The 26,835-nt window shown below is 41.0% G+C and carries 31 protein-coding genes; 4 read left to right on the top strand and 27 right to left on the bottom strand.

Annotated elements, in window-relative coordinates; genetic code table 11:
- The first annotated feature begins 90 nt into the window (after window positions 1–90).
- Together AC4CU3_RS17270 and AC4CU3_RS17265 are read left to right on the top strand one after the other, a co-directional pair.
- On the top strand, window positions 91–1,008 hold the full coding sequence (locus AC4CU3_RS17270; RefSeq protein WP_178928596.1) for a LysR family transcriptional regulator: 918 nt from the start codon (window positions 91–93) through the stop codon (window positions 1,006–1,008).
- A gap of 236 nt (window positions 1,009–1,244) precedes the next feature.
- On the top strand, window positions 1,245–1,799 hold the full coding sequence (locus AC4CU3_RS17265; RefSeq protein ID WP_148826108.1) for a thermonuclease family protein: 555 nt from the start codon (window positions 1,245–1,247) through the stop codon (window positions 1,797–1,799).
- Between the two features lie 58 nt (window positions 1,800–1,857).
- Here the strand turns inward: AC4CU3_RS17265 and AC4CU3_RS17260 are convergent, their stop codons facing one another.
- The 4 genes from AC4CU3_RS17260 to AC4CU3_RS17245 form a co-directional block, all read right to left on the bottom strand.
- Window positions 1,858–2,460: a nitroreductase family protein gene (locus tag AC4CU3_RS17260; protein WP_178928597.1), complete on the bottom strand. Its 603-nt coding sequence runs from the start codon at window positions 2,458–2,460 to the stop codon at window positions 1,858–1,860.
- 188 nt (window positions 2,461–2,648) lie between these two features.
- Window positions 2,649–3,140 carry a hypothetical protein gene (locus AC4CU3_RS17255; RefSeq protein WP_178928598.1) on the bottom strand — a complete coding sequence of 164 codons (492 nt, stop codon included), beginning with the start codon at window positions 3,138–3,140 and terminating at the stop codon, window positions 2,649–2,651.
- 107 nt (window positions 3,141–3,247) lie between these two features.
- Window positions 3,248–4,642, bottom strand: a complete 1,395-nt coding sequence (fumC, locus tag AC4CU3_RS17250) for a class II fumarate hydratase (RefSeq protein WP_178928599.1) — start codon at window positions 4,640–4,642, stop codon at window positions 3,248–3,250.
- 111 nt (window positions 4,643–4,753) lie between these two features.
- Window positions 4,754–5,761: an NAD-dependent epimerase/dehydratase family protein gene (locus AC4CU3_RS17245; RefSeq protein WP_178928600.1), complete on the bottom strand. Its 1,008-nt coding sequence runs from the start codon at window positions 5,759–5,761 to the stop codon at window positions 4,754–4,756.
- 266 nt (window positions 5,762–6,027) lie between these two features.
- Between AC4CU3_RS17245 and AC4CU3_RS17240 the strand changes: the two genes are divergently transcribed.
- Complete coding sequence (locus AC4CU3_RS17240) at window positions 6,028–6,255, top strand: hypothetical protein (RefSeq protein WP_279692150.1); 228 nt, start codon at window positions 6,028–6,030, stop codon at window positions 6,253–6,255.
- A gap of 193 nt (window positions 6,256–6,448) precedes the next feature.
- A complete protein-coding gene (locus AC4CU3_RS17235) occupies window positions 6,449–7,231 on the top strand; it encodes a hypothetical protein (RefSeq protein ID WP_279692148.1) in 783 nt (260 codons plus the stop codon).
- 76 nt (window positions 7,232–7,307) lie between these two features.
- Here the strand turns inward: AC4CU3_RS17235 and AC4CU3_RS17230 are convergent, their stop codons facing one another.
- The 23 genes from AC4CU3_RS17230 to AC4CU3_RS17120 form a co-directional block, all read right to left on the bottom strand.
- Window positions 7,308–7,886, bottom strand: a complete 579-nt coding sequence (locus AC4CU3_RS17230; RefSeq protein ID WP_279692145.1) for a lysozyme — start codon at window positions 7,884–7,886, stop codon at window positions 7,308–7,310.
- Between the two features lie 11 nt (window positions 7,887–7,897).
- Complete coding sequence (locus tag AC4CU3_RS17225) at window positions 7,898–8,269, bottom strand: hypothetical protein (RefSeq protein WP_004693690.1); 372 nt, start codon at window positions 8,267–8,269, stop codon at window positions 7,898–7,900.
- A gap of 56 nt (window positions 8,270–8,325) precedes the next feature.
- Entirely contained in the window at window positions 8,326–10,821 is a 2,496-nt protein-coding gene (locus tag AC4CU3_RS17220; RefSeq protein ID WP_279692143.1) for a phage tail protein, read from the bottom strand.
- A gap of 5 nt (window positions 10,822–10,826) precedes the next feature.
- Entirely contained in the window at window positions 10,827–11,252 is a 426-nt protein-coding gene (locus tag AC4CU3_RS17215; protein ID WP_205668049.1) for an NlpC/P60 family protein, read from the bottom strand.
- Window positions 11,253–11,299: 47 nt separating this feature from the next.
- Window positions 11,300–11,497, bottom strand: a complete 198-nt coding sequence (locus tag AC4CU3_RS17210) for a hypothetical protein (protein ID WP_279692141.1) — start codon at window positions 11,495–11,497, stop codon at window positions 11,300–11,302.
- The gene (locus AC4CU3_RS17205; protein ID WP_490738443.1) at window positions 11,497–12,759 is read right to left on the bottom strand and encodes a BspA family leucine-rich repeat surface protein; all 1,263 of its coding nucleotides are present in this window, start codon (window positions 12,757–12,759) and stop codon (window positions 11,497–11,499) included. The genes AC4CU3_RS17210 and AC4CU3_RS17205 overlap by 1 nt, the downstream gene beginning before the upstream one ends.
- A gap of 11 nt (window positions 12,760–12,770) precedes the next feature.
- Complete coding sequence (locus AC4CU3_RS17200; protein ID WP_279692137.1) at window positions 12,771–14,807, bottom strand: CotH kinase family protein; 2,037 nt, start codon at window positions 14,805–14,807, stop codon at window positions 12,771–12,773.
- Window positions 14,808–14,866: 59 nt separating this feature from the next.
- Window positions 14,867–15,724 carry a DUF2163 domain-containing protein gene (locus AC4CU3_RS17195; RefSeq protein WP_279692135.1) on the bottom strand — a complete coding sequence of 286 codons (858 nt, stop codon included), beginning with the start codon at window positions 15,722–15,724 and terminating at the stop codon, window positions 14,867–14,869.
- Window positions 15,721–16,362 carry a DUF2460 domain-containing protein gene (locus AC4CU3_RS17190; protein ID WP_279662023.1) on the bottom strand — a complete coding sequence of 214 codons (642 nt, stop codon included), beginning with the start codon at window positions 16,360–16,362 and terminating at the stop codon, window positions 15,721–15,723. Before AC4CU3_RS17190 ends, AC4CU3_RS17195 begins: the two co-directional genes overlap by 4 nt.
- A 10-nt stretch (window positions 16,363–16,372) precedes the next feature.
- Entirely contained in the window at window positions 16,373–19,354 is a 2,982-nt protein-coding gene (locus tag AC4CU3_RS17185; protein WP_490738442.1) for a phage tail family protein, read from the bottom strand.
- A gap of 61 nt (window positions 19,355–19,415) precedes the next feature.
- Window positions 19,416–20,114: a hypothetical protein gene (locus tag AC4CU3_RS17180; RefSeq protein ID WP_057063841.1), complete on the bottom strand. Its 699-nt coding sequence runs from the start codon at window positions 20,112–20,114 to the stop codon at window positions 19,416–19,418.
- Window positions 20,115–20,187: 73 nt separating this feature from the next.
- Window positions 20,188–20,424: a hypothetical protein gene (locus AC4CU3_RS17175; protein ID WP_490738472.1), complete on the bottom strand. Its 237-nt coding sequence runs from the start codon at window positions 20,422–20,424 to the stop codon at window positions 20,188–20,190.
- 26 nt (window positions 20,425–20,450) lie between these two features.
- The gene (locus AC4CU3_RS17170) at window positions 20,451–20,771 is read right to left on the bottom strand and encodes a hypothetical protein (RefSeq protein ID WP_341120990.1); all 321 of its coding nucleotides are present in this window, start codon (window positions 20,769–20,771) and stop codon (window positions 20,451–20,453) included.
- A gap of 6 nt (window positions 20,772–20,777) precedes the next feature.
- A complete protein-coding gene (locus tag AC4CU3_RS17165; RefSeq protein ID WP_151765193.1) occupies window positions 20,778–21,542 on the bottom strand; it encodes a hypothetical protein in 765 nt (254 codons plus the stop codon).
- A 60-nt stretch (window positions 21,543–21,602) separates the two neighbouring features.
- Window positions 21,603–22,043, bottom strand: a complete 441-nt coding sequence (locus tag AC4CU3_RS17160) for a hypothetical protein (protein WP_151765192.1) — start codon at window positions 22,041–22,043, stop codon at window positions 21,603–21,605.
- Window positions 22,036–22,518 carry a hypothetical protein gene (locus AC4CU3_RS17155; RefSeq protein WP_131230338.1) on the bottom strand — a complete coding sequence of 161 codons (483 nt, stop codon included), beginning with the start codon at window positions 22,516–22,518 and terminating at the stop codon, window positions 22,036–22,038. Before AC4CU3_RS17155 ends, AC4CU3_RS17160 begins: the two co-directional genes overlap by 8 nt.
- A 7-nt stretch (window positions 22,519–22,525) precedes the next feature.
- Window positions 22,526–22,723: a hypothetical protein gene (locus AC4CU3_RS17150; protein WP_151765190.1), complete on the bottom strand. Its 198-nt coding sequence runs from the start codon at window positions 22,721–22,723 to the stop codon at window positions 22,526–22,528.
- A gap of 9 nt (window positions 22,724–22,732) precedes the next feature.
- The gene (locus AC4CU3_RS17145; protein WP_490738441.1) at window positions 22,733–23,116 is read right to left on the bottom strand and encodes a DUF4054 domain-containing protein; all 384 of its coding nucleotides are present in this window, start codon (window positions 23,114–23,116) and stop codon (window positions 22,733–22,735) included.
- Window positions 23,117–23,124: 8 nt separating this feature from the next.
- Window positions 23,125–23,514: a hypothetical protein gene (locus tag AC4CU3_RS17140; protein ID WP_490738440.1), complete on the bottom strand. Its 390-nt coding sequence runs from the start codon at window positions 23,512–23,514 to the stop codon at window positions 23,125–23,127.
- 13 nt (window positions 23,515–23,527) lie between these two features.
- Window positions 23,528–24,523 (bottom strand): DUF2184 domain-containing protein, encoded by a 996-nt coding sequence (locus AC4CU3_RS17135; RefSeq protein ID WP_100357077.1) that lies wholly within the window; start codon window positions 24,521–24,523, stop codon window positions 23,528–23,530.
- 6 nt (window positions 24,524–24,529) lie between these two features.
- On the bottom strand, window positions 24,530–25,000 hold the full coding sequence (locus AC4CU3_RS17130) for a structural cement protein Gp24 (protein ID WP_131230329.1): 471 nt from the start codon (window positions 24,998–25,000) through the stop codon (window positions 24,530–24,532).
- 14 nt (window positions 25,001–25,014) lie between these two features.
- Entirely contained in the window at window positions 25,015–26,199 is a 1,185-nt protein-coding gene (locus tag AC4CU3_RS17125; RefSeq protein WP_490738439.1) for a DUF2213 domain-containing protein, read from the bottom strand.
- Between the two features lie 88 nt (window positions 26,200–26,287).
- A complete protein-coding gene (locus AC4CU3_RS17120; RefSeq protein ID WP_490738438.1) occupies window positions 26,288–26,824 on the bottom strand; it encodes a hypothetical protein in 537 nt (178 codons plus the stop codon).
- Between the last annotated feature and the right edge of the window lie 11 nt (window positions 26,825–26,835).

Here is a 26,835-nt window from a genome sequence, read left to right as displayed (position 1 = left end):
ACTTCCTTCGATCTATTTTGATATTTTCGCTTTACATCAACATAACCTGAAAACTAATATGAACAAAATGATTTTATTTTATAGATCAGCATGAACAATATTCATAGTAAGTCACCCATTGATATGGGGCTTTTTCATCACATCGATATCAATTTATACCCGCTTTTTATTGCGATTTATGAGCAAAAAAGTATTTCAAAAGCAGCTCAAATTTTGTCTATTACGCAGTCTGCTGCCAGTCATGCCTTGCAGCGTCTACGTAGCCATTTAAAGGATGATTTATTTGTTCGCTCTGGCAGTCAAATGCTTCCAACACCTTTTGCAGAGCAAAATTACCTGATTGTTAAAAATGCTTTAATTGCAATCCAAAGTATTTCCATGCAGCAGCAAAGCTTCAACCCTAACATGGTTCAAAGCCTAAAAATTGCGATTCATGATGAAATCGAGCCGATTGTTTTCCCAAAGTTAGTCGCTCACTTTCAGGAACTTGGACTAAGTATTCAGTTCATGAGTAGTAAGCTGGACCGTAAAACAGTAGATGCTGATTTAGTTTCTCAACAAATTGATTTTGTGATTGATTTGGAACAAAACTTTGGCGATAAAATTCAATTTGAGAGCTTGGTCAAAGACCAGTTTGTGGCTTGTACTCAGCTCCAGCAAATCAATGCTGAATTGTATTTGGCTGCACCGCATATTGGTGTATCTTCGCGGCGTACTGGTGTTTTAGTTGAAGATGTTCATTTAAATCGTAAGCAATTGTCTAGGCAGGTTTTTTTGCGTTGTCAGCACTATTCCACTGCGCTACAAATTTTAGAGCAATATCCGAATGCAATTTTAACGATTCCTCAAAATATTTTGAGCCATTTGCATGTTTCCCCTCTACTCAATATTTTTGATGTTCCTGTTCAACTGCCGCAAATGAATATTGGAATTTATTGGCATAAAAATTTAATGGAGAATAAAAGGCATCATTTTTTAAGGAGCGAAATTTATAAAATTTTTGCTTAGGCTATTTTTTTATCTCATAAATCCGCTTAGGCTATTGCTAGATAAATTATAAATTCACTCAACTCGACTAGTTATTGGCTTTTTTACTTCGTTAAAAATTTGTTCCAGTTTACTTGTTTAATTAAACATCTATTTTCTTATGAAAAATAAACACTTGAAATCACTTAAAACATTTTAAATAGCGTATCTGCCATACAATATCTTTTTGATATTTTTATTTTCCATTGCTCTCCTCTATGTTTGATCACCTGTCCAATAGCTGGCTCATCGGTATTGGCTTCGTCCTTTGCCTGATACTGGTATTTACTTTTTATAAAATACAAAATGCTCTCAGCCAATTTCTCCATCCCTTTAAAAAAGGTAGAACCTATTGGTGCCGAATTACGGCTATAAGTGATGGTGATACACTGACATGCTATCGGTTTAACTTTCGACGCTCTGAAACCAAATTACGCTTTGCCTATATTGATGCGCCTGAGTCCACTCAAAGCTATGGGCCTGAATCCAAACGCTTAATCAAAAAAATGGTTTATCGGAAAGTAGTTCGTGTTCGCATTACAGATATTGACCGTTATGGTCGTTGTGTAGGTGAAATCTATCGTTTTCGGAGAAGTATGAATGAGGAGATGGTCAAACGTGGTGCAGCATGGGTCTATGAGGACTATATTAAGGATAAAAAGCATTTGAAACATATGAATGCTTTACAAAGCCATGCGAAAAAGCACAAGAAAGGTTTATGGCGCGGCACCCGCCCTATTCGTCCGAGTGACTACCGGAAAATGAAGAAGTAGTCGATCTGTAAAGACTAAGTCTAAAAAGCCGCTCCATATGAAGCGGCTTTTTAATTGATTATTTGAAGACTTTAAAGCGTACAGCATCATCCACAAAGCCTTTTTCTTTAGCTTCGCCCTCAACTGAACCAAAGACCAGTTGTGCTCGCAGTTTCCAACTTGCAGGCACATCCCACTCAGCATGGACTTCTTCATCTACAATTGGATTGTAATGCTGTAAAGATGCACCTAAACCTAAGGTATGTAATGCAGTCCAAGTTGCAAACTGCGCTATTGCAGTTGAATGCTCTGCCCATACTGGGAAATTTTCAGCATAAGATGGAAATTGCTCTTGTAAGTCCTGAATTACATCTAAATCTTCAAAAAATAAAACAGTTCCCACACCTGCTGAAAAACTGGCCATTTTTGCCGTTGTTTTAGCCGTGCTTTCTTCATCTTTAGCATAAGACTTCAGTTTTTCAGCCACAAAAGTCCAAAACTTTTCATGTTCCGCATTAAACAAAATCACCGCCCGAGATGACTGTGAATTGAACGATGATGGGCTTTGTTTAATGGCAGTTTGAATCAAATCAGTTAAAAATTCAGGGCTGTGCTCGACCTTTTTACCAATTGCATAAATGGTACGACGCTTTGTGATTAAGTCGATGAACTGATTTGACATATTATAAAATCCTTACGGTTATACTGTGAATGATGACCCAATGTATCAAGCAATATTAATTCCAATATTTGACCAAATAATAAAATTTATTGCTTTAGATGCAGTTTAAATACTTTCTTATGCTCGCAAATACATAGTTTTGCTATCGATATAAAAAATCCTCCATTTGGAGGATTTTTTTAAATGACTTAAAATTTGGCTTCTAAGACTTGAGTGGAAATTTTATTTTTCCATAAGTCACGAAGAACAGGTAAATAGAACTTTTCACCCAGTTCAACCAATTCTGCATCGATCAATGCATGAATCTCATGCATAAATAAATAATCGAGTTCAACTGTTTTCAACTGCTGCTGTGCTTTTGCAAAATCTTTGCGCTTTTGTTGTGCACGTTTCACTAGAGTATCTGCAAAATCTTTATCTTTAAACTGTTTGATCGCGTTTAAGCGTAATTCAATCACGCCCCAGCCACTCAATAACAGTTTAAAAAGTTCAAAGTCAGTCGTGGTTGATTCCCATGTCATTTCTTCAAGATTTTCATTTTCAGGTAGAACAGGAAGTAATAACTCCATAACACTTGGGAAAATCTTTTTGAAATTTAAAACAAATTTAACAGGATGTTCACCCGGATAATCGTTAAATTGCACGTTTTTCTGAACATCTGTCAAATAAATATCAAGCATGGTAACTCATCAGCAGTTTATCTTTAGTCGACCATTGTACCGACTTCGCCCAAAGATAAAAACCGCTGATGTTCATTTGCTCTTTAGTTGAGCATCTGAACCAAGGGCTATTTTACATTTGGTGAAATCATTTGCTCTGGACGTACCACTTCATCAAACTGCTCAGCAGTGACTAAGTTCAACTCTACGGCCACCTGTTTTAACGTTTTCCCTTCTTTATAGGCTGTTTTGGCAACTTTCGCTGCATTTTCATAGCCAATCACTGGGTTTAAAGCCGTAACTAACATCAATGAGTCATGTAAGAAGTGGTCAATCTTTTCGCGGTTTGGCTCAATACCCACTGCACAGTGATCATTAAAGCTATTACATGCATCACCCAAAAGCTGAATCGACTGCAACAAATTAAACGCAATCACTGGCATGAATACATTCAACTCAAAGTTACCCGATGCACCCGCAACATTAATCGTGGTGTCATTGCCTAAAACTTGCGCCACCACCATCGTCATCGCTTCACTTTGAGTCGGATTCACTTTCCCCGGCATAATACTTGAGCCTGGTTCATTTTCAGGAATACGTAACTCGCCAAAACCACAACGTGGACCACTTGCCAACCAGCGAATGTCATTGGCAATTTTGTTCAAGCTTACCGCAAGCGTTTTTAATGCACCTGAGGCAAACACTGCTGCATCACGCCCAGCCAATGCTTCAAATTTATTTGGTGCAGTCACAAAAGGCAGTCCTGTCAACTGTGCCAGTTGCTCCGCTGATTTTTCTGCATAATCAGGATGAGCATTCAGCCCTGTACCTACAGCCGTTCCACCTAAAGGCAGCTCATACAAGCCTGAAAGTGCTTGTTGTAAACGCTTTAAGCCGTGATCGAGCTGAGAAACATAACCGCTAAATTCTTGACCTAAGGTTAAGGGTGTCGCATCTTGTAAATGAGTTCGGCCAATTTTGACGATGTCTGAAAATGCTTGAGACTTTGCCTCTAAAGTATCTCGAAGCTGTGTCACCGCAGGAATCAGTAATTCATTGATTTGAATGCTTGCTGCAACATGAATCGCCGTTGGAAACGAGTCATTGGTCGACTGAGCACGGTTCACGTGATCGTTCGGGTGTACAGGTTTTTGTGCGCCTAAAGGATTGCCAAGTTTCTGATTACCGATATTCGCAATCACTTCATTACAGTTCATGTTGCTTTGTGTGCCTGAACCAGTTTGCCATACTACCAATGGAAACTGACTATCCCACTGCCCTGCAATCACTTCATCCGCAGCACCGACGATGTATTGCGCCAATTCTTGTGGAATTTGGTTGAGCTCAGCATTGGTCAATGCTGCTGCTTTTTTCACTAAGCCCATGGCACGAATCATTGGACGTGGTAGACGTTCACTACCAATTTTAAAGTTTTGCAAACTACGCTGAGTTTGAGCACCCCAAAGTGCTTCACTCGGTACTTCAACTTCGCCCATCGTGTCATGTTCAATACGTGTTTGCATTTTAACCTCTTCCTTTTTAAGTGAATTGCAAAATGATTATTTTGCGCTTGTTTTCCTTATCTTAATGATTAAGCAGAAATATGTAAATGATAATCGTTATCTATAAATTAATTAACGACCATCTAAACTTTGTCGGTAGAAACGCCATCCATCTTCAAGGGTTTGTTCTAAACTGCGTTTCGCTTGCCAGTGTAAAACGTTTTTCGCTTTACTACACACTGCTGAGACCTGATCTAATTCCACGATGTTCGAATCCACAACATCGACTGTAGCAATGTCACTTTGCGTCACGCTTTCAACTTTTTCAACCAACTGCTGTATCGACACACTTTGACCTGCAATATTAAAGGCTTCGCAAGCAAACTGTTGGGTGCTTAACCATTGTAACGAAGCTGCAATCGCATCACAGGCATCGAGGATATGTAAAAAACTACGCTCTACGGTATGATCTGTGGTTTGTGCACTTTTTCTGAGCTCAATGTGATCACGCTGTTTTGCAGCAACTTGCATCAACAGTGGAATAATATTTTTCGGTAAAGGTGGGAACAGTTCTCCGAGCATCGCATTTTCAAATGCACCAGCAACATTGCCCATTCTTAAAATTGCAATTTTCCATTCATTATCCGTTTTTGCTGTATCTCGAATAATTTCTTCGACCATTTGCTGCGACTTGATATACGGGTTTGGATAGCCGAAATTCAGCTCCAAATCTTCTTCTAAATGTAGGCTGGATTCACCATAGACCGCAAGACTGGAAAGATGAACCAAAGTGCGTACACCTGTGCGCTGCATGGCACGCAGTAAACTCATGATACAACTGACATTGTCATTATAGTATTCCAAAGGCTTCAGTACAGATTCTTCAAGCGATTTAAAACTTGCAGCATGCACCACCGCATCGATGGAATACTGCTCAAAAACTTTGTTTAAAGCAGGCGTATTTCGTATATCAATTTTGACAAAAGGCACGTACATGCCACTAATAAATTCTAATCGTTCAAGAGTTTGTAAGTTCGCATTGGATAAATTGTCTACAATAATGACCTCTTGCCCATGCGCCATAAAGCTCAAAGCAATATGAGAGCCTATAAAGCCTAAACCACCAGTCACTAAAATCATTGTATACATACTCCTTATAATAATCAGCAAGTTGCGTTTTATTGGTGTATTTATGGTGTTTCAAATGACTTATCCACAGATATTAAACGCAAAAAACCGACTCAAAATCCTCTTGAGCCGGCCAATCTGCAAGAGCACTATATCATCATTTTAAAGGTTCGGAATATTGCATGTGTTACAGTTATAGCTATGTACTGTATATCGTTTATGAAAAGAAAAAACTTATTGAATAAATTGTGAAGTTTGTAATTTGAGGGGGGTGTTCAATGGCTTACATTACCAAAGATGGCAAGTGGCTTGCCTATCGAGATGCAACACAAGAAATCCTAGAATACGATGATTTTTCAGATGTCCAACAGGTCTATCAACCTGAATGGTTTTGGATCGATAATAAGGATAATGCCAAAGCATTCCATGCTGAAAGCATTGCGAGATCATTTCTTCTGCGTAGACGTGGGGGTTTTTGGAAAGGTGCTAAGGTTGTTAGTAGGTAAAACATGATGCAAGATTGGGTTGATATTGTTGATGGATGGAAAGAATAAAAATGAAAACATGGGAGCAGTATTATATTGAGCACACGATAAAAAATGGAGAGATTTTTAGGAAGGAATCTGGGTGGTGATTGAGGATTGGAAGAATTGATTGATGTTAAATTTATGTGGCTTATATTAAGGTAGATTTCTTAAAATGTTTTTAGTGAAAAGTTGTAATCAGGAATATAATGTTAAAAATTCGAAAACTATTAAAATTGGTACTCTCCATGAATATAGAGAGACTGAGAGCTTACAAATTGTGGATAAAGAAGAGGGTTTTTTTGATATCTTTTTTGATCTAAAAGACAAATATATTGAAACTGATTTATTTAACTTTCTTAACTATTCCCACAATAGTCATCTGAGTGCTCACATTAAACACCTTCATTTTAAAGATAATTATCAAAACTATATAAGAGTTGATTATGATGGAAAATATAGCTGGATTAATAACAATAGATTTATATTTTGCATCTCTAAATTAAATTCTCATGAAGAATCTACCACTATTTTCCCTGACTATGATGACTATTGGTATGTCAGTTTTTTTAAAAAACAGCAGTTAATCAAGTTATTAGAGGTTTCATTATTTAATGAAGTTAAAAATAGAATTGCTAATAGAGAAAAAATCTTTACTAAACAGGATATTAATGTAGGCAATTTGACAATTAAAAGTCATTCGCAAGATATTATTTATAGTGATAGAAGCTTGTATTTAGATAATCACAATATGGATTCTATGAAAGATAAAATTATAGATATCTTTCGAGATATCAAATATCTAAAACCTGATAGATTTAAAAAAGAGGCAGAGTTTAGAATTGTTTTCGATTTCTATGAAAATCAGGAACTATTAACTCCTTTGGTCAAAAGCATAATTATTCCAGACTCCATCTCAGATATAATCAAACAGCCAAATATATTTGAGCAATCTTGATTATATCTATTCTCACATTCGCCTAATTGAATGAGCTGTGCAACCTGAAGCGGGATGCACAGCAATAATGCTTTGATTATGATAGAAACAAAGCCTTTTCTTTAGCACGTCGATTCACAAGTCCTTGCATACGTTTACCGCCCGCATTCACCCATACATCAAACTGATCTGCAGCACCACGAATATCATTGGCATTCAACTTTTTAACCAACGTCGATTTGCTAAATGCATTAGTCCCAATGTTGTAGGCAAGTGATACCAGTGCATCAAACTGATTTTGATTAAGTTGCACTGTGACTGCCTTATTTACAGTAGCTTCAAACTTCTTTAAATCATGTGCCATGTATGTCTTAGCTTGTGCTTCCGTGCAGGTATCACCTTTCATAACTTTAATGCCGTTCGGATAAACTGTGGTACCGAATCCAATCGTCCATACCCCCACACCATCGTCATATGCAGCAAGCCGTTTTCCTTCAAAACCACAGATGAGATCCACACCAAAAAGACTAACCACCATCTGGTCGATCGCAATACCCAACATATCAGCCACCGTTGCATCTGTAGCCGTTGCAATCACTTGGTTGGCAGCATTGACTTGCTTTTGAGTAAGTGTTCCACCACTGATCTTTCTTAAAAAATCAAAAATATGTTTCATTTTTCACTTACTCACTTAAACATTGCTTTAAAAGCTGATCGAATTTCATAGATTAGTTCACCAATGGTTTTACCACGTAACAGCTGAATCGCTTGATACCAGATGCCAATTAACAACATTCCGAAAATCGCAAAGATCAACATTACAAAGCCTTGCGTCATATGTGAATAGACATGCCAACCATAATATTCAATAAATGCTGAACCACCATACAGACTAATCGCCACACTAAACGTGAACTTCATAATCACACCCATCGTGATTTTAATTCGTCCCTCAGTGTCGATATCCCCCGATAACGTCAGAGCAAAGATTGCCCCAACCACTGCAGCGATAATTTTAAAAAGCCATGGTAGGCCCTTGATGCTTAACGGGTCATTCATAGACCACTCCTAATTTTTTGGCAATAAAAAAGCACCCGAAGGTGCTCTATGTTGTTTTATCCATCAGCTGTGACCTGCGTGATCTCTGCTGAGTAATTCCATGATGTTTGTTTCCACACGTCGCGTGCAGCCACACGAATGTAGTAGATCGTGGTCGAACTTAGACCAGTGATCATGCAAGCATTCTCGGTACCAGTCCAACGCGGTGTAGTCGTTTCAGGATCGAAACCTTGTGTTGTACTAATCCAGACTTGATAGTCTTTAAGATCGGGGACTTCACTTGGAATCCATGTCACTGTAATCGATGTTTCTGCAGCCGAGGTGTAAACACTGGTCAAAGCAGGCGGTGCAGCATTGTTGATGTTCAACTCACTAAAGCTGCTCGTGATTGATCCATTCTTACTTGCAACTCGAATCGTGTATGCACGTTGAACACCGTCAATCTTCGCCTCTTCCATACTGTATGAATAATCAGTATTTGTGGTTTCAACTGTACGCAGTAACACACCACCTGAGCGGATCTGAACTACATATCCAGTTGCACCCGCTGTCGCTTGCCATTGAACCTTAAAGCTCGTACCCACGAAAGCAGACTGAAGCGATAAACCTTTCACTGATGGCGGTGTACCACCTGTGACGGTGTAATCATAAGCTGCTACTTCATCCAGTGTTTCTTCTTTTTGCTCCAATCCATTAAAACTAGTGAACTTCAGATAAATCTGTTTCCCAATCATGTTTGGATTGAAATCATACTCAAAGATCGCACGATCGATACGGACAAAAGGCTCACTAGCGTTATGCGCTATCGCTTGACCATAACGACCACGTAATGCACCACTTAAGGTATATAAGCCTGAACCATCAAGGTTGGCATTCACATAGCTAAAGAACTCTTCACCTACTCGGCAGAGTGTTGCATCCACTTGTGCTTCTTCTAAGGTACCACTGAATAGCTGACTAGAAGTATTCAGTTGAACCTGCATAGAAGATACGCTGGCATTGATTGCAGATACCAAAGTACCGTAACGCGCTGAACCATAGATCGTACCAATGGCTTCATAAGTTTCGTTATCCAAACTCACCCATACTGTACAGCCACCCCAATTGAGTCCGCCAGACGCCGCAATCCAGAGCTGATTTTTACCTCCTGTTAAGTCTAGTGGTGGCTCAAAAATGACAGGTGCATTCACGTTTCCTGGTTCTTCATTCCCGCCCTGATAACCATTTGAAGATTGCAGGTCATACTCAACTGCAGAACGTGAACCGACTGCAAGCTCTTCAGCTGTAATCGTCAGCAATCCGTCTTCATCTTCTTCTACACGTGTAATTCGTACAGGGAATTGATCAAGACCCAGCGATTCATCAGTAATGGTCACAATGTCCATCGGCTCAAGCAGGCAGTATTTCCAACCGAGCTGAAACTCATATTCATTACGAACATACAGACGGCGCTGTAACAGTAATTGAGCTGCATGACGTGCGATCTTAGGCTCACAGAAAAAGTCATACTTGACTGGATCCTGTGTCCGTAGGCCGAACATTTCAATATTTGCCTGGTCTTTGGCTTCAACTGTTTCAACGTTGTACTGATTAAAACGGTTAGCATATTCAATCTGAACATGGTTAAAAGCATCAGTATCACGACTACGGCGCACGCGTACCGGCTCTTCTTTACCAATGAAATCTTCATCAGTTAGGTGATAAACCGGTGTGAGGTTTGGTATATAGGTTGAACCATTACCTGTGACCGCACTATCACCAAATGAACGGATTTTTAAACCTTCAGGACTAGGTACCACGGCGCAATTTACTGCTTCAACAATTTCAGCAATGGTTTCATGTGCGGGACGTTGTTCAGTAAACACTGGACTAATGAATAAACCTGTAGCCGTACAATAGTCACGAAACTCGGTCAGATCAGCCATATGCAGACCAGGTGCAGCACCATAACGAGGATTGGTCACATAGTCTTTAATGACGTCTGCTGGATTAGCATCATGATTAGATTCTGAAAATGTAATGTCACTAATTACTTCAAAATTGTGATTCGATAATACTGCGCTGCCTCCCAACTCATAATTAGCACATGCAACATATCCTAAATAAGGATAATGCAATGCCTGGTTTGGATGCTTAGAGACTAAATAACCCCATACAGGATTATAGTCGCCATCGAACAATTCAAAGCCCAGCTGATCAATCGGCTTAATCTGAATACCATTAATTGCTTTTGTGACGATCTGCTCCTTGTCACGCCAGATCGTGCTAATATCTCGAATCTTGTTTTCACAAAGTCCAAGCATCATTGATGCACTATAGGTGTAAGTAGTGGTTTTTGTTTTAACTGACCCACCACCTTTACCACCTGATTTTTTTGTTGTGGTATGCGCCGTTGCCAGGAAGTCACCATACCAGAACATGTTAGCAGCTACACGATTTTTACCATATACCAAAGGCTGACAAAGACCGTACGCTGACTGTTGAATCCGCATCGAGTTAATACGTTTGTCTGTAACACTGACCGTGCTACTACCCCCAAAGACTCCACCCATAGTGTTTACTCTTTTAGTCGCTTCATACGAAAAAACCCGGCAATTCGCCGGGCTAAACTTCCTTTTGTGCCATCCTGGAGTATTACTCCTTGATGTATATAGGAGTGAATAATCGTTGGCCATTCGACGACAATTGCACCATGACTGATGCACTTGCCAAAATGATAAAGAACAATGTCACCAGGCTGTGGTTCATCGACTTCATAGCACACCGATAAAACGTGCTCTAAATATCGCTGCCCAAGCTGGTGCATGTGCCAATCTGGTGGATATGGTCGCGGATCTAAATGATCCATCAAGCCCACTTTTTCGTAGACTTCACAGATCAAAGTTCCACAATCCACACCAACCCCTTTGACGCGCCCTTGATGATGGTAAGGTGTACCGAGCCAAGTGAGGGCTTCTTGAACGGCAAGATCGTTTTTCTGCATAGACTCACCTAAATTTTGGCAATAAAAAACCGCTTAAATGCGGCCTTTTACATCATCTTCGTTTCAGACAACAGCTTCGGCTTCGGACGCTCAGCTTCGTACTGCTCTTCTGAGATGAATTCGACGTTGTGAATTGTTTCAAGAACTGATCCATCTTTAAGTGCACCGTATTCTTTATTACCGCGATTATCTGAAATGACGTAGTAATTTCCGTTTGCCGATGTATATTTTTTAACTGTAGACATTATGCTTGACCTCCGTCAGTGATTGACCAACCAGCACCAATTAAGTTACTTCGCGCTTGCGCCCCGGCTTGTGAATATTTTTTGCCTTCGAGATAAAGGAATTTAGACAATGATCGATTTGCCCATTCACTCTGACGCGTAGTACCTACATCCAGCCACAATGCATTTAAAAATTTATCGTAGTTTTCTGTAGACAAACTTGAATTTTTGAACATATCGCCGAAAACAGCATTCATATTGAATTTATTGCACCATTTCGACAGATCTTGATTGAATGAAGTGGCGCCCCAGAACATTTCTGTAAAATTCAAAGATTTTCTGATATTCCATTCTGAAATATCTTGATTGAATGCACTTGCATCTCGAAACATCCACAAAAAGCTTTCTGATGATTGCACATCGATTACAAGTGGCTGATTGAACACTCGGTTTCCAGCAAACATCGCTTCAAAGCTTTTAACTTTTGATGTGTTCTGAGGTGGTTTTGAATTAAATACACTATTTGCAAACATTCGATTCATGTCCAGTGCATTTGATGTATTTAAACCCGATAAGTCTTGATTGAAATTTTTTGTACCCTGCACAAAAAAACCAAAGTACAAACCAGACGACGTATCAATATTAATTGGCTGGTTAAAACTGATTGCATCAGAAAGAAAATAAGAGAAATCATTAACTTTACTTGATTTTAAAGTGTTAATCGGCTGATTAAACTTCGAGCAACCCTGAAACATAGCTTTAAACAGAAGCGCATTTTCAGTATTTAAGTGACTAATTGATCTATTAAAATTTACACAACCAAAAAATGCATAAGAAAAATCAGTTGTATTCTGTACAGCCCATTGATCAACTCGTTGATTAAAAAGCGGTGAATCTACACATATTTTATAAAGCTCTGGAGATTCACAGTGCAAACCCAATGAATAATCAGGATAAGCGCCCGCACCAATATTTGTTCCCTGCAACGCGTTTACCCTGTCCCATGCCAGGTATCCGTACTCTCGATTCTCATCAAGAATAAATTGAACATTCGTTGCACCAGTAATTGTTAGCTCTGTAAAAAAAGTAAGCCCACCGTCGGTTGAAAGTTTGCCACCCATACATTTAAATACTGACGGCTGCTCATAGAAAAAGTTGTATGTTGAGCCTGTTGCGCTGTCATAGTTACGCAATATGCGCAATTGGCTCAGCATATTTGGAATTGGAAAAACATTAATCGACTGATCAACGGCATTTGTTGATTTAAACACTGTGCAAGACATTGTTTTCGCTCCTATGATGCGGTGTATTCGTATTGAGAATCTAAATAAGCTAGACGTTGCTTAGACCAAGACACAATTTGATTGACGTTAGAGTAATTTTTGGAGGGCAAATCAGGCCATTTATCGAAATCAGACAAAATCAAATCCCGTGGGTATTTCGATGCAAGCTCGAAACAGATTTGATATACCGTGTCTTCATGAAAGATCTTTAAATCTCTCAATTGCTTGTAGCGAAGCTTGAGATCGTTTGCGAACGTTGTTTTTAACTTGTTCCAAAAATTCACTGTGTTCTGCGGCACATCACCTTTTGCGAGCGGTTCATTTGCTGCAATTGTTCCAGTGCCTGCATAATTTGAACCGAAGATACTGTCCAGATCATATGGCATGAAGTAAAACTGCGTACCGTTCCAGCTCACAAATTGAAAGTTTTTACCCAAGCCATCGTAATTGAATGTGAAATCTGAGAATAAGTAATAGTCGATTGCATTCTGCTTATTCAGAAAGTTATTTACATTTTGTGAAAATGAACTCTGATTTGAAGCAGCAAATGAATCCCACGCACTTAAACAAGCCAGTGTTGCGCTTGTTGGCTTTTTGGGTGACTTAAACTCATAAACTTCAGTGTTATTAAAGTTAGCACTCAATTGTGTTAAGTCTGCTTGTGCGCCACCCCAATCAATCTGAATCTGTGTCGGCTTTGCGCGATCAAGATTGTAGTTGAAGTACTTTTTACCAATGTTGAATGAACCAACCCCGTAAAATTCATCATTGACGTACATCACACATGGATAACCGACCACATGCCCCACCGCGTTAGTGAGTAGCGCATCATTACCAGTCTTTCCAACATAAAACTGATCAACCTCGCGTTTATATCCATTTGAGTTGGTCCGTGACTGAACCATTTTTTCCCAAAGATTGTTACCGCCGACATTTCGACAATTGGATGAATCAACATAATTGGCTTTGAATACCCATTCATCATGTGCGGGTACGTCACCAATTTGCACTTTGAGTGATTTTGTCAACGCGATATCACTAAAAAATCCGAGCGTATAGTTCTTTTTGGGATAAACAACGCTCGATGATCCTTGCACTTCAAGCGTTGCAAAGACATTTAAAACCTGCCCATCGATATGAATTTCTGCTTTGCAATTGGCTTTTGTGCTTTTGTCGGACGGTAGACTTGCAACGTTTGTCAGATAAATTTGAACTAATGAATTTGGAGCTTTAAATGCAGCTTGTTTTAAATTCACAGTGTTTGCTTTATTGCCGCCATTTTTTTTCAGTTCATTGATTTCATTTAAAACATCAACACCGTTGAAGACCCAATTACTGAACTTATCGACGTAGCCGAGTAATGTGCCGTTCACATCTTCAAATCGAATCAGTTTTGAGTCATCTGACTGCTTTGTTAGCTTTTTCAAATACTCAAGTGCATCAACAGCATTGTGAAGCCCATCGATCTGGCCAGAGCGCAGCATGCCGTTTTTTGTTAAACGTAGAACGATATTTCCGTCGCTATCGTCAAACGTACATAAATCACTTGAATCACTTGTCGCAAACAGCTTTAACAATACGCTGATATTGTTCAGATTCAGTTCATCAACAAACTTTTGTAGTTCTTTGATGTCTTCTTGATTTGTGAGCAGTATTGAACGCTTCGTATCTTCATCATACGAAACGAGCTGGCACTTTTTATTTAGTGCAAGTACGACATTTCCAGCGTTGTCTTTCCACTCATAGAGATTTTCAGAGTTTGAACTTTCAAAAAAATTGCTTTCCTTCGCTGGTGTGAGGTTCGAGCCATCCCAAACATAAAGCCCAGCATCGTCTCCCTGTGCGATACGTATAGTAGAATTTGCCGGTACATTTATTTTATCTACATCAAATAAGGCCATTGTTGCATAGCTATAGTTGCCACCTTGCGCCTCAACTAAATCAAGTGACATTTGACGAATATGATTGAGCAAAATGGTTAATGCATTTTTAAACTGTGATTCGGTGATAGTGTTCCCGATAAAATCGTAATCGCTCGGTACAGTCATTGGGTTACCCTCAAGAACAAAAAACCCCGCAAATGCGAGGCTTAGAAATTTAAATTTGATTAAACTGACGTTTCTGGTACTGGAATAAAAGGCGCACCACGGAATCGGCTAAAATTATCGAAACGGTTTTGGCAAGTTTCCAAACGCTTATCGCATCCTGGATAAACCTTGATTCGTTGCCCTGCCTGTGGCGCTTCCAACAATGGCAAAGTCAATAACAAAGCACCCGATTCATGCAGTCGCACGGTACGTTTTAAGCCAGCATTTCCACCGTCTAGGAATTCAATAACACCTTGTGTAAACCAGCCCTGAGGCTGACTTAAACTGCAAAGGATTCGCGCCGTAGTACTTCCTGACTCAATGACCGTATTTACCACATAATCTTCACGACGCAATGCACATGCACTGTCAAATAGCGTGTTGTTGCAACTTGGCTGATAAAGATTTCGTGGCATTTGAACAGCTAAGTCATCCAGATCAGAAGCCACACTGACTTCAACACGATTGCGATCTAGTTCAGGCTCAATCAAACGCCCTTCAAAAAGTATTACGGCGCCAGCACTGGTATCAGTCGGACGACTAGGACTTAAGAAAATCCGTTCAAGCTTGAAACGTGCGCCGTCCATTTGACCATTATGGAATGCCTGGACTACACGTATACCTTCAAAGGTTTGTTCATTCGTCACTTCAATGGTCACACTTAGATTATCGACTTCAACACCTAGCGATAAACTAATTCCTTCACGAGAAATGATTGGACCATTCGAACTAAATTGATGACCACCAACCATCAAATCAAAATCATAGTTGGTGTATCGGTACACATCACCTTGTACAGTGGTAATGGTATACAGATCTGCCATTAAAAACTGATCTTCATTAAGCAGTGTAATAAGCTGTGGAGAAGCTGTTCTCATACCTTGTTTCCTAATGATCCAATCATTTCGATCTTATTGGCTTTCCATAGATTGCTCATAAAATTTGTATATTGCTGTTCATCATCAGCAAAACGACAACGATAATAAAAAGTTCCTTTGACCTGTAATGTGTCACCTTCAGCAAGTGGTACTGGTAAAATCAGCATGCCATCTTTGGTAATTTCATATTGCGTTTCCCACATCTGTGCATCAAGATCCGACCACATTGGTTGATCTAAATCATCTGCCCACATCAGTGGATCTTCTGATTCAAATTCTTGTGTATGTGCTAACGGTATTTGTGATGTATACATCTGCTTATGTAGCTGAAAATTTGTAGTTTCACCATCACCAGTAAAAGTGCACTTAAACTCACAGTCTTCAGGCATTTTGAAAAGAAAGGAATCGAATGCACCACGGCGCTCGATAAAGAAGCTTTCGAGTTGCTGTAGCTCATTACGTCCTTTCGATTCACGCAGAAAGCCGAATGACAAAGATATTTCATACTTAGGAATGGCTTGGTAACTTGCGCGAAGTTCCCGACCGTTCACAGAAGTCATAATTTTGGTATTAAAAATGGGAGTTTTTGACAACTCCCATTCAAGACCTGGTAATTCAGGAAATAATACATCAGACACAAAAACCTCCTTAGGTACCGAAATTACGGCGATGGCCCTTTAATCCACTCGCCAATTCACGACCGTGCTTTTCCATAAAACGGCGAACGTCTTTTGAATCCCAAGCTTGAATCGTGAAATTGTTAAAGGTCTGTGCTGAACTTCCACCGCCTCCACCTATTCCTCCATCGGAGGTTAAGTTTTTACCCAGCGCACGGATCGTATTAGCATGCTGTTTAGGCAAGACCATTTCCTCTTCGTGCAATTGAGTTACTGGATTCACACCTGCAGGAATGTCGTAACCTCCTCGAGCAGATTTGATTTTGCCCGCAAGACCGCCAACCAATGCCAATGCAGAAGCACCAGCCGCCACAGCAAGCACTGGACCAATGTAAGGAATGGATACCATGGCTTTAAATGCACCCGCCATCGCTTCCCAGGCATACATCATGATGGACTTGATCGCCTCACCAGCTTTGATGGCCAAACGTGCTAAGGCACCTGTACTGGTTGCCATGGTCTTGGTAGTTTCACCTGCCACTACGGCGCCAGTTTGTGCAGTTTGTCCCATCACTTCAGCAGCAGTTTCAGTTTTGATGAATCCAAGCTTTACGGCCAATCGAGTGGCTAAGCTTGCAGCGTACTTTTTCATTGGCGCCGTAATCATGCTTTGAACAAATGCCCCAGCCAATTCAGTGAAAATAGCATTCATGGCATTTTTCCATGTCAGCGTGCCATTCATCATAGACTGAATGCCTTTGTCCCATAGTCCAGACATACGTGACGTCAAACCACCAAACTTATCTTCAAAGTCTTTCATTTGAGCATCTGAAAGAACTCCTACTTGCTTGGTATCGGAAACCTTTTGATCAGTATCCAAATCAGAAATATTGTTCATAATCTGATTCTGATTGCCTTGTTTCCCTGAGATACCAGACATTTGGTTTTCAAGTGCAAGTCGATCCTCAAGCCCTCTGCGTTTAATTTCACGCAATTTGTCTTCTAACTCTTTTTCAAGCCGTGCTTTTTGAACATTTGAAATTTTTTTAGCATCAAATTCAGCTTGGATATTAGCTTTATCTATTTCATAGGAACGCTGCGCAATGAGTAGATCATTTTCAATGAGTTGCTCTTTGAGTTTTTTAATATCCTCAAATTCCTTAACACGCAAAGCAATTGTTTTATCGCTTGCCTCTTTTTCAGCGACGATTCTAAATTTTACTTTCTCAACATCTGTGACTTTTGATTTCTCGATATCAGACAAAGCTTTCTTAAGATCCAGAGCAATCTTTTCTTCCTCTGTCGCAAACTTGTATCGGATATCGGCAAGTGCTTTAGCTGCTTGCTCTGCTGCCCTCTCTCTTGCTTTTGCATCAGCATCAGCTTTTGATTTGGCCGAACTTCCTTTAGAGTCTTTGACCCCTGTGCCAATACCCTTATTTGGGTTAAATGTTGGTGATGGTGTAGGTGGTGGTGCAGTTCCGACCACAGTAGGATTTTTTAAGAACAGATTTTGAAGTCTTTGCCCACCCGTTGTTGCGGAGTTCACAATAGCTGAACCTGCTGTACCCCAAGCATTAGCTGTATTACTTACACCGGTATTCCAACTTGTTTTTAAATTGGTTAGACGCGACTGCATCTGACCTGTATAGCGATCAGTAATTGAACCTAATTGTGATAGACCACTTTCCCATGATGCTTTGGCAGCTGAGAAGTTAAAGTTCAAAACATTGCTAACAATATTACCAAAGGTCTGAAACTTGATAGACAAGACATCAAGGCCGTATTGAATCGTATCTCGGAAACCTCCAAACACATTCATTACAGTATTCACTGAAATGTTGATTGCTTGGCACACTGTAGCAACGACCGCACGAATAGCAGCAAAAGCAATTTCAATACTAACTTTCAGACCAACTGCCACAGCTGCGAATCCATTCATCGCACCAGCGACTAGATCCATAAACCCTACTTGTTGAATCGCTCCATCACCAATATCAGCTGTTAAATCACTCCAAATCCCACTGATCGTACTAAATAGACTTTGAACAATATCGAGAAGGCTTTCGAATGTTGTGATTATCGCCGTGACTGCACTATCAATACCCTCTCTGGATCTTGATGCAAAACCAAGGAAATCATTTGCCAGGTTTGTCAGCGCTGGTGCTGCTTGAGCTGCCAGTCTTGTGAATACAGCGTCGATCGTTTGCTGGATTGTACTTAAAGCAGTATTGAATTCCTTAGTCTTCGCAATTGCATCCTGATCCATAATCAAGCCAAGCTCATGTGCTTGATTTGAATATTGCTTTAACTTTTCTGCATTATTCTCAAGCAATGGAGCCAATAGCGTTGCATCATTAGCGATTGACTCCATGTAGAAAGTCATCTCAGCTTGGGATACGTTTGCTTTCTCTAAAGTTTGATAATACTTTTCGAGGATTTGTGGACCAGTAAGACCTTGGAACTCTTTAGCGGTTACACCTACCTTCGGTGCAATTTTTTCGAAGAAATCAGCCATTTCTCCGCCACCGGTTTGCATGAAGTCACCAAACTTATCATTCACATCTTTCATGATGTCAGATAGTTTGTCTTGCTCAACCATGACTGATTTAGAAGCAAATGCCCACTCTTGGAATTCTTTTGTGGTTGTATTAGCCAAGCGTGCTTGAATTTCCAATTCTTTAGATGCTCGACCAACTTCAGATGTTAATGACGCTAATCCAATAGCCGCCGTCCCAACAGAAGCCGCTATACCAACTCCTATCGCGGCAAAGCTTTTAGTCAGATTTCCTGAGATTGATTTGCCGATATCCTCAAATCTATTGTTGATATTCTTGGTTATGTCATCCAAACCAGTTTTAATGCTTGAGAAATCCAGCTTAAATTTAACCTTACTCCCAGTATCCTCAATTCGTTTAGCACCATCACTAACGATTTTCTCAGCATCATTCATGCCCTTTTTAAGTTCAGAAGTCTTCGCACCAACGTGCACTTCCACTCGATTGTTGCTCATAATTCCTCTCTTACAGGCATAAAAAAACCGCCGTGAGGCGGTCATTGTTTAACTAGACTACTTACTGAATAGCTTGGTTGAAGTTTTGTAGGACTTTATATTTTATACTTTGATTATCGGCAGAAATTACTTCCAACCTAGCCCCCTTATATCCAATAATTTTTGAATCATTCAGGTCATACTCTACACTATTTGCAAAAGCCGGACGTGCTAGGTCGCCTGAAAATTCACGATACCCAATATTGATTTTATTTCCAACTTTGCCGTTGTAAATTAAAGTTTGCTGAAATGAGTTTGTATCCTTAGTTGTTATTTTTGTTTTTGTAAAATCAATAAGATCGCCATCGTAACTTTTTACATTTGCAGATATTAGAGAAACTTTGTTGGTATTTTTTTCAACAACGATAGACTGTAAACCACTTGGGTCAAATGACATCATTGAAACTTTCTCTACCTTTCCTGAGTCACTGCCGCTATGTGGCATATAAAATTCTTGTTTTTCATTTTCGCCAATTTTTATATATGTGCCAGCAGAAAGAGCCATCTTTGCTTTATCTAGCATCTGCCGATCGTTAAGTTTTATTCCATCAGCTTGAATTACTTTCCCTTGCTCAAGTAGTGACTCTCCAATATAAGCTGTTGCTACCTGATTTAAGGGTGGTGTACTAATATGAGTGACTTGCGGCTTATAGTTATATGATGGTGTAGCGCATGCCACTAAAGCCACCGCCAACAAACTTACCCCTAATACTTTTTTCATGGTTATATCCAAGTTTTTATAAAATTCACACAAACTTTAACCAAATGTGAATTAAAAAACAATCAGGGCAACCCTAGCCACCCTGAGGAAAGTTCTGCAGATCCGCAAACAAATCATCTTCATCATCGCTTTGCAAATCATCTGAACCGGTACTATCTTCAATCCCCATAAACGCTTCAAGGATTCGGCATAATCGCTGAATACCGACATGGCTGGGAGGACACTGCTTATGATACACATTCAATGCTTTGACTCTTGGGAAATCCAATTCATTACGCACGTAGTCATAATCCTTGCCCAAAGTCAGCACCAAATGCGTGTACAGCTCCTCCCAGTCTATTCCCCCGAATCAGTGGCCTGCTCGTCTTCCCCTGTATAAACCAGACCAGAAGCCCCCATGACCGTCTCAAATACGGCGTTAACGTGACCAACATCAAGCAGTTCATCAGCAATGAAGTCGCGGGTAATGTCAGGGTAGTTACGCTTTAAAGAGCTATGTGCAACATCTGCCACTAAAGCAAAGTCACTTGGATCAAAGGTTTTCAGCTTTGGCATCAGCTTTTCAGCAGCACCTAAGGACAACGGCGCAAAAATCCAAAACTGGCCATTAATTTTAAGCGGGTTACCACGTGGGTTTTCGACCTGGTTAAATTGCATCTGGTATTACTCCGAAGTAGTCCATTTGAAGACACGGCCTAGATCATCGGCCATTGGCTGGAATTCAAACTCAGGTAGATCGTAATCATCCTGTTTTGAGCTAAACGCAAGCTTATTGCTGACACAGCGGAAGAACTCCATACCAAAGAATTTACCCTTGTAGTCACGGAATAGCTCTGTACGGAATTCAGGCGTATAACCCATATCCAAGTTGCTTACGATGCCGGACTTAGCACCCGCCACCGTCGCTGAGTATTTAAAGCTAATGAATACTGTTTTACCTGTATCGGCTGAAGCAAACGTATAAGCACCAGTTGCTTCATCCACGCTGTACTGACCCGTAGCAGGTGAACTAGCAACACGCTTCAATGGAATCGCTTTAGAATCAGTCACACCTAAATCTTTCGCGAATGTACCGCTGTTTGGCACTACAGGCGTCAAAGCAGTTGATGTAATGATTTCACCATTGATGGTTTGTGCGACTGCAGTAATACCGCCTTCAGTGACCACACCACCAAAGAAAATGGAATTGAGTAATGCGCCATTGATACGACCCATTGTCGCTTTGCACTTAATCGAACCTTTACCGCGTGCCGCATCCACAGCGAACTGACCACGGCCATAAAGTTCTTTTAAGTCATAGCTGATATCCACTGACGTGGATTGCAGTACACCCACTTCAACGGGTGTGCCGTTGGTGATTGGATTTCCGTAGACATCCTGAATTGGTGTGGCAAAGATTTTACCGGCACCAAATAAATATTGAGCCATATCGACCTCTTAAAAATGAGAAAACCGCCGTAGTGGCGGTCATGGAATTTATGAATTGCTTTAGGTGGTGGTGAGGATCCGAATCGGAATAATGGCAATCCCTTGGTCATAGTGCATATTTTCAGCCGCCTCATAGACCTCGATTGTGCCCTCAATCCAACAATGCTCGACCAATCCCCCTAGGGTTTGGTATTCGCAGATATCAGGATGATCAGGTGCAAGCTTCGCTCGAAATCGATCAATCATCATGTTTAATTGACTTGATGGTGGTTTTATTGGATCTTCTTCATGCACATAAATATATGCTTCCGCTGAAAGTTCAACGATGGCATCCAAGCCTTTTGTAGGTGCTTCAGATTGATTGCCTTGGGTCACGAATAATGCTGGACGCTCAGTAGGTGCAACGTCATTCCATAAACGAAGTCTACGGCTCGTAGTCACAAACCCATCGATACCAGATAGACGATCAAACAATGCCTGATAAATGACTTCACTATTCACTACCCAATCCTCTTTCAATTGCAGCATCAATATTCTTTGGTACGATCTTGGCTATCTGATCCAATGAATCACGCATAAAACGGCGCTCTTTCATATCCACTTTACGTGAATGCGCAGCAATCATCGTTTGACGTGGCGTAATTGGGCGGCCAAAGACTTTCTTAATCGTACGCAAATGCGCCTTAATCGCCATTGAGCCTTTCAAGCCAAATTCATGTGCAAAGGCATACGGTACCAAAGCACCACCTGCACCGACTGTACCCTCGATCCAGTCCTTATCCTCTTCCACCTTGGATGAAACAGATCCTCTTAAACGTCCAGACTGCACATTCAAACGCTGACCTGTCAGCATATCTTCCTGAATGGTGCGCTGAAGTTTAAGTGTGAGTGCATTTACCGTGCGCCGTATTTCAGCACGTACACGTTCATTGACCTCGTTAAAATCAACATCAGCATCAACACGGTAATCACTCATACATCACCTACTTTGCAGCAGCAGTTTCCTTTTTAGGTTCTGCTTTGGTTTCAGGTACTGCACGTGTAAAACCTAATGGCTGTAATGCATAAAAAATATCTACATCAGATTCAATCGTGTGCTTAGTTGTGATGTGATAAGTCTGACCCGCGCATTCAATAGATGTTCCTTGAAAATGCACTGGTGCTTGATACTTAAATGACATGCCTTGCTCCTAAACAACGAAAGCACCAACGCCCAAACGATTGGGGTTGGTACCATCATTGCCGACTGGAATTGAATTTTTTAATGCCAGGTAACGCTGGCCATAAATGCTTTGGTTATAAAACGCATCGGTACCCGAACGTGAAAAGCTCACGCTCTGACCTGCAATGGTCATGCTCGAAGCATCTGAAAAGCTGTTACCCGACTTTGATTTGAGTGCAACCTTAAGAATATGTGCTGCATATAGACCCACAGCACGTTCTTTCAGAGCACCAAATTCAAGTGACTTCACAACGAGATCCGCTTCCTCTAATGCGTCTGTAATTTCTGCATCAGGAAGATTCATCAGCGCCGTGTCGTACTTGAACTTCAATTTAAAAGCTTGTGGGTCCATAGATCACCTTATTCAGTGGCTTGAGTAAGTTTGGCTTGCAGCTGCTCAAGGGTTTCATCTTCAGTAAAGGTGATTTCAAGATCTGTCAGCGCTTTACGCACGTCATCAATCGTCAAGTCAGTCCCTTTGGATTTATCGCCCTTGCCTTTGCCATCATCAGGCTTGCCAGCTTGAGCACCTTTACCACGACCTGAAGCAGGTTTTGAATCACCAACTTCTGCAATTTCTTCAATGCTTAGCTCACCAGCATCAATCAAATGCTTAGCGAACTTGTTCTTTTGAAGTGCCTTGTGCTGGTCGGCTTCAAGTGCTATGGCGATGCCTGTTGGTAAAGTTGCTACCCCAGCAAAAACAAAAGCGGCATTAGAGCCGCTGTATGTGTATGAATATTTAGCCATGAGATTTTAATCCTTATGCATGGTCAAGGTAACGAAGCGAATCAACACGCTTCAGCCAAACGCCCTGGTATTTGTAGTGACCAGGTACAAGCACATCTAAGCCTTTTGGTTGCGCCGTCAAGAACTCAACGCTGTTACCTTTAAACTGGATACATGATGGATCACGGCGATAGATGATCGAACGGTCAGCACTTGCGGTACCCTTACCATTACCACGGCCAGATCCACGGATGGCTAATGGTTTGCCTTGAGTTGAGAAGATATTGTTTTCTTCAATGTACTTCAGAAATGTTTTACCACCTGAATCTGGCACGACACGTGTCGATAAGTGAGTGTACTGAGCTGATGCCATTAAGTAAGTGTCAGGCTCAATTGAAGAGTCACCATCAAACAAATCTGAAGAATCAGCCAATGAGTTATTGAAGTCGGATAAAACCTCTTCAATGGTCGCCGTAGCCCAATCATGCTGACCTGTCACGATGGTCACGCCTGTTTGGTTTAAGAAGCCATTCACTTTTTCAAGCTGTCCACTGGCATTCGCTTTGGTGTAACCGTACCAGGCCACATTTGACATGTGTTTTTCAGCAGCCAAGTTTGCAGCCTGAACTTTGTCCGCTTCAAGCGTGAGGTTCATTTGCTGTGCGGTCGCCAATTCAACCACTGAATATTGGTAGCCAATCACACCGACTTTCACTGGTAGGCTTACAGTATCGTATTCAACTTCTGCAAGCGGAATATCATCACCTGTACCAGCATAGTCTTCGCCGATACCCACGCCTTTTTTACGAGACAGGATTTCACCACCACCATAAACCGCATTTACATTGGTCACTGGGATGAACTTGGCGTAGTCAAGGACCTGCGCCAGCTGCGGTGTAATTTCATTTTGTTCTTCGATCTTTACGAAGAGCTGTGCCAATGCATCCATGTTGAACGCATCGCCAACTTGTGCCTGAATGGCATGTGAAATCGGCGTTAAACGCGCTTTCATTTTTGCTAATTTGCTCATGTTTAATTAAGCTCCACGAAGATTAAGAAGGGCTAAACCATCGGCACCTGTCACGGTTTCCCATGCTGCACCTGGTAATACTGTTCCGTCAGTTGCTGAGCTCGACAAAGAACCCAACGGCGCTGCTGTGGTACCGTTTGCAGTTTTTACGTAAACCGCAGCAGTAATGTCAGTGATTGGCGCTGTAGGCTTGACCCAAATTGCACCTTCAAACATCACAGGCAACATATCAGCCGCTTTATAGGCTTCTTTGCCAGCCGCCGTTTTGCCTGATTTACCAACGCCGTGGCGTACCACGACACCAAAACGTGTAGGTGTAGCACCTGACACAGCCGTTACTGATTTGCCGTCAGTCGTGCGGACAACTACGTCACCGTCATTGACTAAAGTCAGACCTGAAAGCGGTAATGACAGTACAACTTCTTTGGCAGTTAAACGGCCACGCTGACCGACCACCGCATTTAATTGCTGAACCATGATTCAAGTTCCCCTTAAATTGTTTTGTATGCAGCAGACTTGTCATAACCCTTATTTTCTTTAGGGTCCTGATTATTGTTTTGCTGTTGTTGCTGTTGATGTAATGCATCACCGACTGCATTGCCTGGTGTGGTCGATTTCACTGCTGACAGTGCGCGGAATACCGTGTCGACTTGATCAGGCTTAGCATCACCGACGGCGACACCACCGAGTACAGCGGTCACCAACGTGTCACCAGCCTTGGCAGCAATCACGTCACGTTTGATTTGTTCACATGAACAGCCTTCAGTTTTAATACCTGGCACCAATGCAACGGCGTCCGCAATGACAGAGGCGCGTTCTGCAACGACCTGATCCAGTTTTTCAGGTGTCATCTGGTTTTGCTCCAGATCACCAACTTTCTGCTTAAGCTGTGCATTTTCAGTCTGCAAGGTATCAACCACTGCTTGCACAGCTGGCAATTCATCACCGATGGCAAATTGTTTGTCACCGACTTTGAGTTTTGCTGCTTTCAAGTTTTCAAGCTGGTCTTCTTGTTGCTTTACAGCATCAGCTAGCGCTTGGTTGTCACCAATCTCAAAGCGAATACCGTTTACTTTAATTTCCATCTTTTTCCCCTTTGGGTTTGGTTTATGGTCACCGACGCGACAATCACCGCCACAGCGACCGTATTTCACCAGCGCCACGTGATTGCCTTTAAAATTGATAAAGCGAGCTTGATACGGCGTACCATCAGGTGCCGCGCCTTGTTCAAGGACAAGATCAGCCGCATAGCCCAATGAGATCTCGACGCGCTCATTGTTTTGAATGGCATTGATACTGTTTTGATCTTTAATGATCAGATCACCGACCATGAAATCACCTTCTTGGCGTACGTTTTCACATTCGCCAATGTGGTATTCCTTCCAGTTAGAGGCATTGATTTCATTTTTAGGTGGGTGATAGTCCGTAGCATCTACGCCGTCGAATCCTTTAATGACTTCAGGCTTAAATAGATCCTCAGCTGCCACATAGACATTGATAACCTGATCTGCTGAATAGCCTTCCAAATTCGGAAATTCATAAGCGTAGTACTGACGTACTTGAGGTGCTTTGGCCAAGCGAACACTGACGCATTTCAAATACCCTTCTTTGGTAAATGAGCGTGTGCTTTCACTCGGTGCAAAGTCACCAATTTTGAGTTGGTAAATGTGTTTCATAAATTTAGCTCAATAAAAAAGAGCCTTATCGGCTCTTGGGTATATAGGTAATAAAAAATCCACCTAAGTGGGTTGGTGGAATTAATACTTACATATCTATTGGTATACCAGTTCTTATCAAATACTCTGAACCAATGAACTCTGGATAAAAGAAAACGCTCTCTGGCATATCCTTATAATAACCAAATAGAATTCTCCCTCTCCAACTTTCATATTTTGTAGTGAAAAATGTTGGATCAAGAATAATTCCACCTGGTAAAGTTACCCAACAATGAAGATTTATAGGCAATTTAACTTGCCCTAACTCCAACTGACGTAATCTTTGATCCATTGATTGATGAAACACAGGCTGACCATCATCAATTACATGTCCTATGGTGATTAAGGCGCAATCCTCTTTAAAAAAATCATTAACTAAATCCCTTAGCCAGTGCGAAACTTTAAAGCAATTACCAAGCACCCCTTCATTTTGTTTTAAATGGATATGTAACTTGAAGAGATAGTCATCAAAGTCTTCTCCTAGCTCCATTCTGTTCAAGTTTAAAATAAAATCTTCAGGAATAAGGTTAAGCTCTCTGCTACGTTCGCATGCTTGTGTTAAACAAGAAATATAATCTGGTTTCAATTTTTATCTTA

The organism is Acinetobacter sp. 802_lipA, assembly GCF_058242885.1.
The sequence above is the reverse complement of the archived record's forward strand: the minus strand, read 5'-3'. Positions and strand labels throughout refer to the sequence as shown.

What these genes read in the sequence shown, in the direction of transcription:
- AC4CU3_RS17270 (WP_178928596.1), top strand. Translation starts at nt 91, where the DNA reads ATGAACAATATTCATAGTAAGTCACCCATTGATATGGGGCTTTTTCAT.
- AC4CU3_RS17265 (WP_148826108.1), top strand. Translation starts at nt 1,245, where the DNA reads ATGTTTGATCACCTGTCCAATAGCTGGCTCATCGGTATTGGCTTCGTC.
- AC4CU3_RS17260 (WP_178928597.1), bottom strand. Translation starts at nt 2,460, where the DNA reads ATGTCAAATCAGTTCATCGACTTAATCACAAAGCGTCGTACCATTTAT.
- AC4CU3_RS17255 (WP_178928598.1), bottom strand. Translation starts at nt 3,140, where the DNA reads ATGCTTGATATTTATTTGACAGATGTTCAGAAAAACGTGCAATTTAAC.
- fumC (WP_178928599.1), bottom strand. Translation starts at nt 4,642, where the DNA reads ATGCAAACACGTATTGAACATGACACGATGGGCGAAGTTGAAGTACCG.
- AC4CU3_RS17245 (WP_178928600.1), bottom strand. Translation starts at nt 5,761, where the DNA reads ATGATTTTAGTGACTGGTGGTTTAGGCTTTATAGGCTCTCATATTGCT.
- AC4CU3_RS17240 (WP_279692150.1), top strand. Translation starts at nt 6,028, where the DNA reads ATGGCTTACATTACCAAAGATGGCAAGTGGCTTGCCTATCGAGATGCA.
- AC4CU3_RS17235 (WP_279692148.1), top strand. Translation starts at nt 6,449, where the DNA reads ATGTTTTTAGTGAAAAGTTGTAATCAGGAATATAATGTTAAAAATTCG.
- AC4CU3_RS17230 (WP_279692145.1), bottom strand. Translation starts at nt 7,886, where the DNA reads ATGAAACATATTTTTGATTTTTTAAGAAAGATCAGTGGTGGAACACTT.
- AC4CU3_RS17225 (WP_004693690.1), bottom strand. Translation starts at nt 8,269, where the DNA reads ATGAATGACCCGTTAAGCATCAAGGGCCTACCATGGCTTTTTAAAATT.
- AC4CU3_RS17220 (WP_279692143.1), bottom strand. Translation starts at nt 10,821, where the DNA reads ATGGGTGGAGTCTTTGGGGGTAGTAGCACGGTCAGTGTTACAGACAAA.
- AC4CU3_RS17215 (WP_205668049.1), bottom strand. Translation starts at nt 11,252, where the DNA reads ATGCAGAAAAACGATCTTGCCGTTCAAGAAGCCCTCACTTGGCTCGGT.
- AC4CU3_RS17210 (WP_279692141.1), bottom strand. Translation starts at nt 11,497, where the DNA reads ATGTCTACAGTTAAAAAATATACATCGGCAAACGGAAATTACTACGTC.
- AC4CU3_RS17205 (WP_490738443.1), bottom strand. Translation starts at nt 12,759, where the DNA reads ATGTCTTGCACAGTGTTTAAATCAACAAATGCCGTTGATCAGTCGATT.
- AC4CU3_RS17200 (WP_279692137.1), bottom strand. Translation starts at nt 14,807, where the DNA reads ATGACTGTACCGAGCGATTACGATTTTATCGGGAACACTATCACCGAA.
- AC4CU3_RS17195 (WP_279692135.1), bottom strand. Translation starts at nt 15,724, where the DNA reads ATGAGAACAGCTTCTCCACAGCTTATTACACTGCTTAATGAAGATCAG.
- AC4CU3_RS17185 (WP_490738442.1), bottom strand. Translation starts at nt 19,354, where the DNA reads ATGAGCAACAATCGAGTGGAAGTGCACGTTGGTGCGAAGACTTCTGAA.
- AC4CU3_RS17180 (WP_057063841.1), bottom strand. Translation starts at nt 20,114, where the DNA reads ATGAAAAAAGTATTAGGGGTAAGTTTGTTGGCGGTGGCTTTAGTGGCA.
- AC4CU3_RS17170 (WP_341120990.1), bottom strand. Translation starts at nt 20,771, where the DNA reads ATGCAATTTAACCAGGTCGAAAACCCACGTGGTAACCCGCTTAAAATT.
- AC4CU3_RS17165 (WP_151765193.1), bottom strand. Translation starts at nt 21,542, where the DNA reads ATGGCTCAATATTTATTTGGTGCCGGTAAAATCTTTGCCACACCAATT.
- AC4CU3_RS17155 (WP_131230338.1), bottom strand. Translation starts at nt 22,518, where the DNA reads ATGAGTGATTACCGTGTTGATGCTGATGTTGATTTTAACGAGGTCAAT.
- AC4CU3_RS17150 (WP_151765190.1), bottom strand. Translation starts at nt 22,723, where the DNA reads ATGTCATTTAAGTATCAAGCACCAGTGCATTTTCAAGGAACATCTATT.
- AC4CU3_RS17145 (WP_490738441.1), bottom strand. Translation starts at nt 23,116, where the DNA reads ATGGACCCACAAGCTTTTAAATTGAAGTTCAAGTACGACACGGCGCTG.
- AC4CU3_RS17140 (WP_490738440.1), bottom strand. Translation starts at nt 23,514, where the DNA reads ATGGCTAAATATTCATACACATACAGCGGCTCTAATGCCGCTTTTGTT.
- AC4CU3_RS17135 (WP_100357077.1), bottom strand. Translation starts at nt 24,523, where the DNA reads ATGAGCAAATTAGCAAAAATGAAAGCGCGTTTAACGCCGATTTCACAT.
- AC4CU3_RS17130 (WP_131230329.1), bottom strand. Translation starts at nt 25,000, where the DNA reads ATGGTTCAGCAATTAAATGCGGTGGTCGGTCAGCGTGGCCGTTTAACT.
- AC4CU3_RS17125 (WP_490738439.1), bottom strand. Translation starts at nt 26,199, where the DNA reads ATGAAACACATTTACCAACTCAAAATTGGTGACTTTGCACCGAGTGAA.